Annotated in this window: 13 protein-coding genes; 10 read left to right on the top strand and 3 right to left on the bottom strand. The window is 60.7% G+C overall.

Annotation, left to right across the window (positions count from 1 at the left end; all coding sequences use genetic code 11):
• Window positions 1–47 precede the first annotated feature (47 nt).
• Together lpxC and WBK19_RS14370 are read left to right on the top strand one after the other, a co-directional pair.
• On the top strand, window positions 48–965 hold the full coding sequence (gene lpxC, locus WBK19_RS14375) for a UDP-3-O-acyl-N-acetylglucosamine deacetylase (RefSeq protein ID WP_511290858.1): 918 nt from the start codon (window positions 48–50) through the stop codon (window positions 963–965).
• A gap of 22 nt (window positions 966–987) precedes the next feature.
• On the top strand, window positions 988–1,176 hold the full coding sequence (locus WBK19_RS14370) for a hypothetical protein (protein WP_511290856.1): 189 nt from the start codon (window positions 988–990) through the stop codon (window positions 1,174–1,176).
• Here the strand turns inward: WBK19_RS14370 and WBK19_RS14365 are convergent.
• Entirely contained in the window at window positions 1,163–1,597 is a 435-nt protein-coding gene (locus WBK19_RS14365) for a DciA family protein (protein ID WP_511290854.1), read from the bottom strand. The genes WBK19_RS14370 and WBK19_RS14365 overlap by 14 nt on opposite strands.
• Window positions 1,598–1,607: 10 nt before the next feature.
• On the opposite strand from WBK19_RS14365, the gene WBK19_RS14360 reads away from it, so the two are divergent.
• The 4 genes from WBK19_RS14360 to ydiK all read left to right on the top strand — a co-directional run bounded on the left by WBK19_RS14360 (window position 1,608) and on the right by ydiK (window position 7,789).
• Window positions 1,608–2,528 carry a M23 family metallopeptidase gene (locus WBK19_RS14360; RefSeq protein ID WP_511290852.1) on the top strand — a complete coding sequence of 307 codons (921 nt, stop codon included), beginning with the start codon at window positions 1,608–1,610 and terminating at the stop codon, window positions 2,526–2,528.
• A gap of 112 nt (window positions 2,529–2,640) precedes the next feature.
• Complete coding sequence (secA, locus tag WBK19_RS14355; RefSeq protein WP_511290912.1) at window positions 2,641–5,349, top strand: preprotein translocase subunit SecA; 2,709 nt, start codon at window positions 2,641–2,643, stop codon at window positions 5,347–5,349.
• Between the two features lie 60 nt (window positions 5,350–5,409).
• Window positions 5,410–6,636 (top strand): bifunctional glutamate N-acetyltransferase/amino-acid acetyltransferase ArgJ, encoded by a 1,227-nt coding sequence (argJ, locus tag WBK19_RS14350; RefSeq protein WP_511290850.1) that lies wholly within the window; start codon window positions 5,410–5,412, stop codon window positions 6,634–6,636.
• Between the two features lie 22 nt (window positions 6,637–6,658).
• Window positions 6,659–7,789 (top strand): AI-2E family transporter YdiK, encoded by a 1,131-nt coding sequence (gene ydiK, locus WBK19_RS14345; protein ID WP_511290848.1) that lies wholly within the window; start codon window positions 6,659–6,661, stop codon window positions 7,787–7,789.
• On the opposite strand, the gene WBK19_RS14340 is transcribed toward ydiK, so the two are convergent.
• Both WBK19_RS14340 and apaG read right to left on the bottom strand, forming a co-directional pair.
• Entirely contained in the window at window positions 7,745–8,338 is a 594-nt protein-coding gene (locus WBK19_RS14340) for a class I SAM-dependent methyltransferase (protein ID WP_511290846.1), read from the bottom strand. The genes ydiK and WBK19_RS14340 overlap by 45 nt on opposite strands.
• The gene (apaG, locus tag WBK19_RS14335; RefSeq protein ID WP_494647110.1) at window positions 8,335–8,718 is read right to left on the bottom strand and encodes a Co2+/Mg2+ efflux facilitator ApaG/CorD; all 384 of its coding nucleotides are present in this window, start codon (window positions 8,716–8,718) and stop codon (window positions 8,335–8,337) included. The genes WBK19_RS14340 and apaG overlap by 4 nt, the downstream gene beginning before the upstream one ends.
• Before the next feature lie 40 nt (window positions 8,719–8,758).
• Between apaG and rpe the strand changes: the two genes are divergently transcribed.
• The 4 genes from rpe to WBK19_RS14315 all read left to right on the top strand — a co-directional run bounded on the left by rpe (window position 8,759) and on the right by WBK19_RS14315 (window position 12,902).
• The gene (gene rpe, locus WBK19_RS14330; RefSeq protein ID WP_511290844.1) at window positions 8,759–9,460 is read left to right on the top strand and encodes a ribulose-phosphate 3-epimerase; all 702 of its coding nucleotides are present in this window, start codon (window positions 8,759–8,761) and stop codon (window positions 9,458–9,460) included.
• Window positions 9,460–10,140: a phosphoglycolate phosphatase gene (locus tag WBK19_RS14325; protein WP_511290842.1), complete on the top strand. Its 681-nt coding sequence runs from the start codon at window positions 9,460–9,462 to the stop codon at window positions 10,138–10,140. Before rpe ends, WBK19_RS14325 begins: the two co-directional genes overlap by 1 nt.
• A 122-nt stretch (window positions 10,141–10,262) precedes the next feature.
• Window positions 10,263–11,738 (top strand): anthranilate synthase component I, encoded by a 1,476-nt coding sequence (gene trpE / locus WBK19_RS14320; RefSeq protein ID WP_511290840.1) that lies wholly within the window; start codon window positions 10,263–10,265, stop codon window positions 11,736–11,738.
• Between the two features lie 264 nt (window positions 11,739–12,002).
• Window positions 12,003–12,902 (top strand): glutamate/aspartate ABC transporter substrate-binding protein, encoded by a 900-nt coding sequence (locus WBK19_RS14315; protein WP_511290838.1) that lies wholly within the window; start codon window positions 12,003–12,005, stop codon window positions 12,900–12,902.
• The last annotated feature ends 39 nt before the right edge of the window (window positions 12,903–12,941 follow it).

Below are 12,941 nucleotides of genomic sequence, written 5' to 3'. Positions count from 1 at the left end.
GCTTGTGTTACAATCCGTCACCTTCCCCAATCATTCAAGTACTTAGCATGCTCAAGCAACGCACGTTGAAGACAGTCATTCGCGCCTCCGGCGTGGGCCTGCACGGCGGTGTCAAGGTCAACATGACCCTGCGCCCGGCTGCCCCGGATACCGGCATCGTCTTCCGCCGCGTAGATCTGCCTGAGCCGCTTGATATCCCCGCCAAAGCCTTCATGGTTGGCGATACGCGCATGTGCTCCTGTCTCGAAAAGGACGGGGTCAAGGTTGGTACCATCGAACACCTGATGTCGGCTCTTGCCGGCCTCGGCATCGACAATGCCTGGATCGATCTGGATGCGCCCGAAGTGCCCATCCTCGACGGTTCGGCTGCACCGTTCGTTTTTCTGATCCAGTCCGCTGGCATTGAGGAACAGAACGCTGCCAAGAAATTCATTCGCGTCACCAAGACCATCGAAGTCACGGATGGCGACAAGTGGGCGAAATTTGAGCCCTACGACGGCTACAAACTGACTTTTTCCATTGTTTTTAACCATCCGGCCATCGACAAATCAGCCCAGAAGGCCGAAATCGATTTCGCCGAGCAGTCCTATACCCGCGAAGTCTCACGCGCCCGTACTTTCGGCTTCATGCAGGAAGTCGAATACCTGCGTGAAAATGGCTTGGCTCTTGGCGGCGGCCTGGAGAACGCCATCGTTCTCGACGAATTCCGCGTCCTCAATCAGGACGGCCTGCGTTACGGCGACGAGTTCGTCAAACACAAGATTCTCGACGCGATTGGCGATCTCTACCTGCTTGGTCATCCGCTGCTCGCGGCATATTCGTCGCACAAGGGCGGCCATGCGATGAACAACCAGCTGGCGCGGGCCCTGCTAGAACAACAGGACTGCTGGGAAATCGCTACCTTCGAACAAGCCGAGCACGCCCCGAGTGGCGTGACCCGCTGGCTCGCTCAAGCCGCGGCTTGAGCGCACCGGCCAAGGAATAGCCATGTGGCTGCTGCGTCTGCTGGCAGCAATTCTGGTAGTGGCGATCGGCGCCGGTTTCCTCGTTTATGCCCTCACTGGCAACCGCTACTACCTCGGCCTGAGCTGGCGGCTTTTCAAGTACGGGATTGTTTTCGCGTTGGTTGTTTTTGCGCTCATGTTTATCGAGCGCCTGGCGGTCATTCCGCTCTAGCGGCGCGCTTCAATAGGTTGTCCAGAGCGCTCCTGAGCGGCCCTTCCGGCAGCTTGTCAGTGGTTTCCTGCAGCATGCCGATTGCCTTGTCGGATAGCGGCTTTTGAGTGGAACTCGTTGATTGGGCAGGGATTTGGCGGGGTTGTACTTTTACCTCTATGCCGTTACACTCCGCACCTCCATTCGATAACTCGTTGCTCAATCGCTGACTTAACTGGCGAATTTTGGCAGCGACCGCGCCGTTATCGGCGTGGATAATGATTGTCCCCAGCTTGTAATTGGCAACGTGAGCCGAGTGGCGCAGCCCTGCCGGGGCGACCGCTTCGAAGCGACGTGAGAGCTTGAGCAACAACCGGGCGTGGGCCATGACCCTGCCGGCGGCGGCGTCCTTGTCGAGATAGTACTCAGGCCCTTTGTACATAGGAGGTTCCATGCAGATTATTCTGGTTTCGCGCCATCTGAAGGCGGCGAGAACAGTCACCATTATGCCTCGGCATCTAGTGATGGCGCTGCTCGTCTTCGTGGTGCTGGTCTTTTCGACCTCGGCGCTGTTCTCCTGGTTGTCCGTACACATGCGTCTGCCGCTGGTTGAAGATTTGATGCTGTCCCTGCAGCAACAGGAGGCCAAGAAGGCGCGGGACCACCTCAACAACAATCTGCAGTTGATGGCGACCAGGCTGGGTGAATTGCAGGGCAAGGTCATGCAGCTCGACACCTTGGGCGAACGCATGTCCGGGCTGGTCGGCATCAAGCGCCCGTCTGTGGCCGATGTGGCCAAGCCTGGTCAGGGCGGGCCGTATGTTGCAGCGCCGATGTCGGCAATTGAACTCCAGCGCGAGATTGATCGCCTGGCTGGTGTGGTAGACCAGCGCAGCGATGACCTCGCTTTTCTCGAATTCAAGCTGCTTGAAAAGCGGGTCAAGGACCGTCTGTTGCCAACAATCTTGCCAGTCAAGGATGCCTCACTGGGTTCGCCGTTCGGTCATCGCAGCGATCCGATCGCCGGCCTGCGCTCGATGCATGAGGGTATCGATTTTTCTGCCGAGCCCGGTACGCCGGTCGTTGTGGCGGCTGATGGTGTGGTGCTGTCGGCGGCCTACCATCCCGAATATGGCAACCTGATCGAAGTCGATCATGGCGAGGGGTTGACCTCACGCTATGCTCATCTTTCGCGCATGGATGTCCAGGTTGGCAGCTTGATCAAGCGCGGTAGCCAGATTGGCGCCGTTGGCACTACCGGGCGGTCGACCGGGCCGCATCTGCATTTCGAGGTGCGCATGCTGGGCGTCGCCCAGAATCCGGCCCATTTCCTGAAGCAGGGCGACGAGTACGCGCTGGTCAAGCGCCGTTAAACTGTCACGAATCCCCTTGATTTAGGTCGTCATCATCGGGTCATGGGGGCGTGTTAGAATCGTCGCTTTGCCGCACTGCGCAAACCCAGCAGCACAACCCTATTTCATCGCGATGATATCCGGCCTACTCAAAAAGATTTTCGGCAGCCGCAACGACCGGCTGATCAAACAATATTCCCAGGCAGTCAAGCGCATCAATGCGTTTGAACCGGCCATGCAGGCACTCAGCGATGAGGCCTTGCGCGCCAAGACCGAAGAGTTCCGCCAGCGTCACGCCAACGGCGAATCGCTTGACGCGCTGCTGCCTGAGGCCTTTGCGGTAGTTCGCGAAGCCGGCGTCCGCGCTCTCGGCATGCGGCATTTCGATGTTCAGATGATCGGCGGCATGGTGCTGCATGACGGCAAGATCGCCGAAATGCGTACCGGTGAAGGCAAGACGCTGGTCGGCACGCTGCCGGCCTACCTCAATGCCATTTCCGGCAAGGGCGTCCATGTCATCACGGTCAATGACTACCTGGCGACCCGCGACTCGGACTGGATGGGGCGCCTGCACCGCTTCCTCGGCTTGAGCGTCGGCGTCAATCTGTCGCAGATGGACCACGAGGCCAAGCAGGCCGCCTACGCTGCCGACATTACCTACGGCACCAACAACGAATTCGGCTTTGATTACCTGCGCGACAACATGGTCTACACGGCCGGCGAACGCGTGCAGCGCAGCCTGAACTTCGCCATCGTCGACGAGGTTGATTCGATCCTGATCGACGAAGCCCGCACGCCACTGATCATCTCAGGCCAGGCCGAAGATCATACCGACCTCTACCTGCGCATGAAGGACGTCGTTCCCAATCTGACGCGGGCGATGGAAGAGGCCGATGCCGGCGATTACTGGGTCGACGAGAAGGGTCATCAGGTTCACCTCTCGGAAACCGGCTACGAACACGCCGAGCAGTTGCTGGCCGAATACGGCCTGCTCAAGGAAGGCACCAGCCTTTACGACGCCGCCAATATCACGCTGATGCACCACCTGAATGCCGCCTTGCGCGGCATGACGCTGTTCCACAAGGATCAGCATTACGTCGTGCAGAACGACGAAGTGGTCATCGTCGACGAATTTACCGGCCGCCTGATGACGGGTCGCCGCTGGTCCGATGGCTTGCATCAGGCCGTCGAAGCCAAGGAAGGCGTGAAAATCCAAGCCGAGAACCAGACGCTGGCTTCGATCACCTTCCAGAACTACTTCCGCATGTACGGCAAGCTGGCCGGCATGACCGGTACGGCCGATACCGAAGCCTACGAATTCCACCAGATCTACGGTCTGGAAACGGTCGTCATTCCGACCCATCGGCCGATGGTCCGCAAGGACATGAATGATCTGGTTTACAAGACCGCCGACGAAAAGCACACGGCGATCATTGCCGACATCAAGGATTGCGCGAAGCGTGGCCAGCCGGTACTGGTCGGCACGACCTCGATCGAGGCTTCGGAATTGCTCTCCAGCCTGCTCGACAAGGAACAGTTGCCGCATCAGGTCCTGAACGCCAAACAGCACGCCCGCGAAGCGGAAATCGTCGTCCAGGCCGGTCGACCGGGGATGGTCACCATCGCCACCAACATGGCCGGTCGCGGTACCGACATCGTGCTCGGCGGCAATATTGAGAAGCCGCTCGCCGCCATTCGTGATGACGAGTCGCTGCCGGTTGCTGAACGCGAACAGAAGGCTGCCGCGATGAAGGCTGAGTGGCAGGAAGTGCACAATGCCGTGCTGGCCTCTGGTGGCCTGCACATCATCGGCTCCGAGCGTCACGAGTCGCGTCGTATCGACAACCAGTTGCGCGGCCGGGCCGGTCGTCAGGGTGACGCCGGTTCCTCGCGTTTCTACCTGTCGCTCGACGATCCTCTTTTGCGCATCTTTGCCGGCGAGCGTCTGCGCTCCATCATGGACAAGCTCAAAATGCCGGAAGGCGAAGCGATCGAGCATCCACTCGTTACCCGCTCGCTGGAATCTGCGCAGCGCAAGGTCGAGGCGCGCAACTTCGATATCCGCAAGCAGTTGCTGGAATACGACGATGTCTCCAACGACCAGCGCAAGGTGATCTACCAGCAGCGTAACGAGCTGCTGGAAACGGACGATATTTCCGAAACCATCACGGCCATGCGCCAGAGCGTCATCGCCGATGTCTTCCGCACCTACGTGCCGGCCGAGTCGGTCGAGGAGCAGTGGGACATGGAGGGGCTGGAGAGCGCTTTGGCCACCGAACTGCAGATCAATGCCGCGGTTGCCCAGTGGTTCAAGGACGAGCCGACGCTGTCCGACGAGGAAATCCTGGCCCGTATCACCAAGGAGGCTGACGAAGCCTATCGGGCCAAGGTTGAACTGGTCGGTGCGACCAACTTCCAGCAGTTCGAGCGCAATGTCATGTTGCAGAGCCTCGACAGCCACTGGCGCGAGCATCTGGCGGCCCTCGACCATCTGCGTCAGGGCATCCATCTGCGCGGTTACGCCCAGAAGAACCCGAAGCAGGAATACAAGCGCGAAGCCTTTGAACTGTTCGAAGGCCTGCTCGACCTCGTGCGCAAGGAAGTTACCCGCATCGTCTTCACCGTGCAGATTCGTTCGCAGGAAGATGTTGAGGAAACTGCGCCTCATGCCGATGTGCAGAACGTCCAGTATCAACACGCCGGTTTCGATGAGGCGCTCGGTGACGCTGACGAGGCGCCGCCACAACAGCCGGCCGATACGGGGCCGAAGGTTGGGCGCAACGATCCCTGCCCCTGCGGTTCGGGCAAGAAATACAAGCACTGCCACGGAAAACTGTCCTGATTTTTGCTGATTCCCCCCAAGGCACCCGCGAGGTGCCTTGATGCTTTTGGAGCCATGAGAATGCCTGTCAATTACGCCACCCCTGCCGCCGATCAACTTTTCCCGGTTGCCGGGGTTCGTCTCGGTGTTGCCGAGGCCGAAGTTCGCAAGAAAAACCGCCGCGACCTGACGCTGGTGGCGCTCGATGCTGGTTGCACGGTCGCCGGCGTGTTCACCCAGAACCGTTTCTGCGCGGCGCCGGTGCAGATTTGCCGCAAGCATCTGGCGACCAGCAATGAAATCCGCGCCTTGGTCATCAATACTGGTATCGCCAACGCCGGGACCGGCGAGCCTGGGCGTCAGGCGGCGCAGGAAACCTGCGAAGCCGTCGCCGAGTTGCTCGGCGTTTCTGCCGGGCAGGTGCTGCCCTTCTCGACCGGCGTCATTCTTGAACTTCTGCCGGTGGAGCGGATCAAGGCCGGCTTGCCGGCGGTATTCGCCGACCTCAAGGCCGACAACTGGCATGCCGCAGCACATGGCATCATGACCACCGATACCGTCGCCAAGGCCGCTTCGCGCATTGTCACGGTCAACGGAAAAAAAGTGACAATTTCGGGAGTTTCCAAGGGCGCCGGCATGATCAGGCCGAACATGGCGACCATGCTTGGCTTCCTCGCCACCGATGCCGGCATCGCCCAGCCGTTGCTCGACAAGCTGGTGAAGGAAGCGGCCGATGCTTCGTTCAACTGCATCACCGTCGATGGCGATACGTCAACCAACGATTCCTACGTGATGATCGCCACCGGCCAGTCCGGCGCCAGCTTTGCATCTGAAAGCGATGCCGGCTGGGCCGAGGTCAAGGCCGCCATCATTGCCGTTTCCGTCGAACTGGCTCAGGCCATCGTCCGTGATGGCGAAGGTGCCACCAAGTTCATCACCGTCGCCGTGCAAGGCGGCAAGGACGTCGAAGAGTGCCGCAAGGTCGGCTACGCCATCGGCCATTCGCCGCTGGTCAAGACGGCCTTTTTCGCCTCCGACCCCAATCTTGGCCGTATCCTCGCTGCCGTCGGCTATGCCGGCATCGATGACCTCGACGTCGATGGCGTCAAGGTCTGGCTCGACGGTGTTCTGGTTGCCGAAAAGGGTGGCCGGGCTGCGGCCTACAAGGAAGAAGATGGCGCCCGCATCATGGCGCAGGCTGAAATCACGGTACGTGTGGACCTCGGTCGCGGCACAGCGCAGGCCAATGTTTACACCTGCGATTTCTCCTACGATTACGTCAAGATCAACGCCGACTACCGTAGCTGATTCCTTTCCCGGAATCCTAAAAATGACTGAAATCCGCCGCGACCTGGCCCGCAATACGCTGGCCATCCTCTTTATCCTCGGGCTGATCGGCCTGTCGCTCTGGGTGCTGCTGCCATTTTTGGCGGCGACTGTCTGGGCGGTGATGATCGTGGTCGCCACCTGGCCGCTGTTCAAGTCGCTGGAAGCGCGGCTGGGCAATCGGCGGGGGCCGGCGGTGGCGATCATGTCGGTGGCCATGTTGCTGCTCCTGGTGCTGCCCCTGTGGCTGGCGGTCGACACCATTCTTGAGCATTCTGCGCAGTTGACCGCGGCCGGCAAGTCGTTTGCCGCTGACGGCCTTCCGCCGCCGCCGGCTTGGATCAAATCGCTACCGCTGGTCGGCGAACGCGTGGCATTAGCTTGGGCTCAACTCGATGCGGCTGGTACGACTGGTATTGTCAATAAAGTGACGCCTTATGCGGCCGATACGGGAAAGTGGGTACTCGCTCAGGTCGGCGGTATAGGCGGCATGCTGATCCAGTTCCTGCTCGTTGTGACGATTGCCGCCATCCTCTATTCCGGCGGTGAAACCGGGGCGCGCATGGCGCGGCGTTTCGGCCACCGGCTGGCTGGCGAGCGGGGCGAAAATTCAATCATTCTGGCCGGCCAGGCGATTCGTGGCGTGGCGCTTGGCGTCGGCGTCACGGCCATCGTGCAGACCGTCCTGGGCGGCATCGGGCTGGCCGTGGCCGGTGTGCCGTTTGCCTCGTTGCTGTCGGCGGTCATGCTTATGTTGTGCATCGCTCAGGTCGGACCGATGCTGGTTCTGCTGCCCGCCGTGGGCTGGATGTACTGGATGGGTGATACGGGCTGGGCGACGGCGCTGTTGGTGTGGAGCGTCATCGTCGGCAGTCTCGACAATTTCCTGCGACCGATGCTCATCAAGCGCGGCGCCGATTTGCCGCTGTTGTTGATTTTCGCCGGCGTCATTGGCGGCATGTTGAGCTTCGGCCTGATCGGCATCTTTGTCGGCCCGGTCGTGCTGGCCGTGACCTACACGCTGATGCTGGCCTGGATCGAGGATGTGCTGGGCAAGGATGTGCCTGAATCCAGTTCCGAGCCTGCGGCTTCAGAGCCTCCTGAGCCGGATCATTCGGAACCAGCCGCCGGCTAGGGCGGGCTGGTCGTGCTCGAGTGCCAGGCCGGGCGCTTCACTCAACAAATCTTCAAAGACCACATCGAACCGGGTAGCGACCCGGCGGACTAGCGGATTGATCAGCCGGCGCAAAATGGCCGATTGCCCACGCCGCAAAAACTTGTCGAAAACGAACACCTGACCACCAGGTTTCAGCACCCGCTCGATTTCGGCGAAGCAATGGGCCGGCTGTGGCACGACGGCGAGAATCAGGTGCAGCACGGCGCTGTCGAACGATGCGTCGGCAAAGGGCAGGCGCTGGGCGTCGCCCTGCACCGGCACGAAATCGACGTGGCCGGCTCGGGGCAGGGCGCGGCGCAGCATGGCCTGATTGAGATCGAGTCCGACGTAATGGTGTTGCGCTGGCAGGTGCGGCAGGTCTAGCCCGGTGCCGACGCCGGCCAGCAGCACGCGGCCGGCCTCCTTCGGTAGAGCCGACAGGCTGCGCGCCCGGGCGGCGTGCGTGGCCCGGGCAATCGCCGCGTCGTAGAACGGGGCGATCAGTGTGTAGCTGTGCTTGAGGCTCAATGCAGGGCGCGCGGACTGGCCAGGACGAACTCGGGAATCACGGCTTCGAAATGCGTGCCGTCCTCGGCCACCATCTGGTAGGTGCCCTTCATCGTGCCGATGGCGGTCGTCAGCGACGAGCCGCTGGTGTATTGAAAGCTCTCGCCCGGCTGGAGCAGCGGCTGCTTGCCGACGACGCCGAGGCCGCGCACTTCCTGCACTTCGTTATTGCCGTCGGTGATGATCCAGTGCCGGGAAACGAGTTGGGCCGCCACGCTGCCGACGTTCTTGATGGTGATCGTGTAGGCAAAGATGTAGCGGTCATTTTCCGGGTCGGACTGTTCCGGGATGTACTGCGGCATGGGGTGGATTTCGATTTGGTACTTGTCGGTGTCGGGCATGGGATAATTTCGTCTATCTGTTTTTGTTCAGGGAAACATCATGTCAGCCAAAGATTACGTCATCGCGCCGAGCATTCTGTCAGCCAATTTCGCCAAATTGGGCGAAGAGGTGGCCAATGTCATTGCCTCGGGCGCCGACTGGATTCACTTCGACGTGATGGACAACCATTATGTTCCCAACCTGACCATCGGCCCACTGGTCTGCGAGGCGATTCGCCCGTGCACCACGGCGCCGATCGACGTGCATTTGATGGTCAAGCCGGTAGATCGCATCATCCCCGATTTTGCCAAGGCCGGGGCCAATATCATCACTTTCCATCCGGAAGCATCCGATCACGTCGACCGCAGCTTGTCGCTGATCCGCGATGCCGGCTGTCAGGGCGGGCTGGTCTTCAACCCGGCGACGCCGCTCGATTACATGGACTACGTCCTCGACAAGATCGACGTCATTCTGCTCATGAGCGTGAACCCGGGTTTCGGTGGTCAGAAATTCATTCCCGGCACGCTGGCCAAGGCCAGGCTGGCGCGGGCCAAACTTGATGCCTATGAAAAGGAAAGCGGCCGGCGCATCCGCCTCGAAATCGACGGCGGCGTAAACAGCGCCAACATCGCCGAAATCGCCCGCGCCGGCGTCGATGCCTTCGTTGCCGGTTCGGCTGTCTATGGCGCAGGCAAGGACAGCGACCCGCATCGCTACGATTCGATCATCGGCGCCTTGCGCGCAGAGCTGGGGAAAATCTGATGCACTTCGAATCCGTTACTTTCGACCTCGATGGCACGCTGCTCGACACCGTTGCCGATCTGGCCGAGGCTTGCCGCCTCATGCTCGACGAAGTCGGCGCCCCGCCGCGCACGCAGGCCGAGGTGCATAGTTTCGTCGGCAAGGGCATGGCGGTCCTCGTCGAGCGCTGCCTGACCCACGAGCATCCACCGACGGATGAGCAGTTGCACGCCGCCATCGAATCCTTCAAACGCCACTATTCCACGGTCAACGGGAAATTTTGCCAAATTTACGAAGGTGTTATCGACGGCCTGCAAGCCTGGAAGGCCAGCGGACTCAAGATGGGTGTCGTCACCAACAAGCCCGGCATGTTCACCGAGCAACTGCTCGACCGCATGGGGCTGGCCGACTATTTTGACGTGGTTGTTTCCGGCGATACCACGGCCCACAAGAAGCCGCACCCCGAGCCCATCCTGCACGCCTGCCGCCTGTTCAACGTGCGGCCGGACCGCAATCTGCATGTCGGCGATTCGGAAAATGACATCCTGTCGGCCCGCGCCGCCGGTTCACCTACCTTCTGCGTGCCCTACGGCTACAACGAAGGCAAGCCGGTGGACAGCGCAGATTGCGATGCGCTAGTATCCGATTTGCTTGTCGCGTACCGGCAAGCCCTTACTTTTAAAGACCTCAAACACAAATGACGACTCTGCGAATCTGGAACGAATGGCAAGGTTGGCGTCGCTGGCGCCCCTGATCTCCCTTCGCGCGCCCTCGCGGCGCAACGCACCAGATCGCAACACCCTGTCATTTTCGAGGCTTCCCCATGACTGAAACCGAATTCAACGCGCTCGCCGCGCAAGGCTACAACCGTATTCCCGTTACGCTGGAAACGTTTGCCGACCTCGACACGCCGCTGTCGATCTACCTCAAACTGGCCAACGCGCCCTACACCTACCTGCTCGAATCGGTGCAGGGCGGCGAGCGTTTCGGCCGTTATTCGATCATCGGCCTCGCCGCCCAGACGCGCATCGTCGTCACCGGCCACCAAGTCATGGTCCTGACCGGCAACCGGGTTGCCGAGCGCGAGGACGACACCAATCCGCTCGAGTTCATCGGCAAGTTCATGGAGCGCTTCCGCGCCGCGCCCCAGGCCGGCCTGCCGCGTTTCTGCGGCGGCCTCGTCGGCTGCTTCGGCTACGACACCATCCGCTACGTCGAAACCAAGCTGACGCGTACCAACAAGCCGGACGACATCGGCACGCCGGATATCGGCCTGCTGCTTTCCGAAGAAATTGCCGTCGTCGACAACCTGTCCGGCAAGCTCACGCTGGTCGTCTTCGCCGAGCCGGGCTTCCCGAGCGCCTACCAGAAGGCGCGGGCGCGGCTCATGGAACTGCTCGCCAAGCTGCGCACGCCGGTCGTCATCCCGAGCGAAAAGCCGGTTCATTCCGAGCCGGCCGTTTCGGTTTTCGGCGAAGCGGCTTTCAAGAAGGCCGTGCTCAAGGCCAAGGATTACATCACCGAAGGCGACGTCATGCAGGTCGTCCTCTCGCAGCGCATGACCAAGCCCTTCGGGGCCAGCCCGCTGGCGCTCTACCGCACGCTGCGCAGTCTCAATCCGTCGCCCTACATGTTCTACTTCGATTTCGAAGACTTTCATGTCGTTGGCGCCTCGCCGGAAATTCTCGTCCGCCTCGAAGGTGACCGCGTCACCGTGCGTCCGATTGCCGGCACCCGCAAGCGCGGCGCCTCGCCGGAAGAGGATGCTGCACTGGCCGCCGAACTACTGGCCGACGAGAAGGAACGTGCCGAGCACACGCAACTGCTCGACCTCGGTCGCAACGACTGTGGTCGCGTCGCCAAGGTCGGTACGGTCAAGCTCACCGAAAACATGATTGTCGAGCGCTACTCGCACGTCATGCACATCGTCTCCAACGTTGAAGGGCGCCTGCAGCCGGGGCTCGACGCGCTCGACGTACTGCGCGCCACCTTCCCGGCCGGCACCGTTTCCGGTGCGCCGAAAGTGCGGGCCATGGAAATTATCGACGAGCTGGAACCGGTCAAGCGCGGCATCTACGCCGGTGCCGTCGGCTACCTCGGCTTCCATGGCGACATGGATATTGCCATTGCCATTCGCACGGCCGTCGTCAAGAACAAGCAGCTCTACGTCCAGGCCGGGGCCGGCATCGTTGCCGACTCAGATCCGCATTCGGAATGGATCGAAACCCAGAACAAGGCCCGCGCTGTCCTGCGCGCCGCCGAACTGGCCGAGCAGGGGCTCGATACGCGGGTCGATTGATCCCTGCTGTCAGCCACGCCAGAAGAGCCGCCTGAACATGGGCGGCTTTTTTGTGTCAACGCAGGATACGATCAAGCTGTCGGAATTCCGATGGCTCTTCTTGTTGAGTATCGGAATTCCGAGATCAAGGTGCCTTCATCATGAAAAAATACGTTATTTATCAGATGTTTGTGATTTTGTATGCCACTTGTTTTTCTGGCACGCTAGCTGCGTAGTAAACGCCACCGGAGCCGGGCAACGGCTTCTTCCATATCAGGAGACAACATGAACCGATTTGCCCTTGCTGCCGCACTCGCCACCGCCCTGAGCACCGCCGCCGCCTTGCCGGCCCAGGCCCAGGAGTCCGCCACCCTGAAGAAGATCAAGGAAACCGGCAGCATCACGCTCGGTCACCGCGAATCGTCGATTCCGTTTTCCTATTACGACGACAAGCAGCAGGTCATCGGCTATTCGCATGAACTGATGCTCAAGGTCGTCGATGGCATCAAGAGCGAACTCAAGCTGGCCAAGATCGATACCCGCCTGATGCCGGTCACTTCGGCCAACCGCATTACGCTGATCCAGAACGGCACGGTCGATATCGAGTGCGGCTCGACCACCAACAACCTTGAACGTGGGAAGCAGGTTGGCTTCTCGACCACCATTTTCGTTATCGGCACGCGCCTGCTGACCAAGAAGGATTCCGGCATCAAGGACTTCGCCGATCTCGCCGGCAAGAACGTGGTGACCACCGCCGGCACCACCTCCGAGCGCCTGATTCGCAAGATGAACGAAGACAAGAAGCTGGGCATGAACATCATCTCCGCCAAGGATCACGGCGAAAGCTTCCTGACCCTCGAAACCGGTCGTGCCGTCGCCTTCATGATGGACGACGCGCTGCTCTACGGCGAAATGGCCAAAGCGCGCAAGCCGGGTGACTGGATAGTTACCGGTACCGCCCAGTCCAAGGAAGCCTATGGCTGCATGGTGCGCAAGGACGACCCGGGCTTCAAGAAAGTGGTCGATGCGGCGCTGACCAAGGCCATGACCACGGGCGATGCCGAGAAGATCTACAACAAGTGGTTCATGAACCCGATTCCGCCGAAGGGCCTGAACCTCAACATGCCGCTCTCGGAAGAAATGAAGGCTGCCTTCAAGGCCCCGAACGACAAGGCTTTCGAATAAGTCTCCCCGGTCCCTCTCCCGTCTGCGGGGGAGGGACAA

This window comes from Azonexus sp. (assembly GCF_049652925.1).
Lineage (GTDB): Bacteria > Pseudomonadota > Gammaproteobacteria > Burkholderiales > Rhodocyclaceae > Azonexus.
The sequence above is the reverse complement of the archived record's forward strand: the minus strand, read 5'-3'. Positions and strand labels throughout refer to the sequence as shown.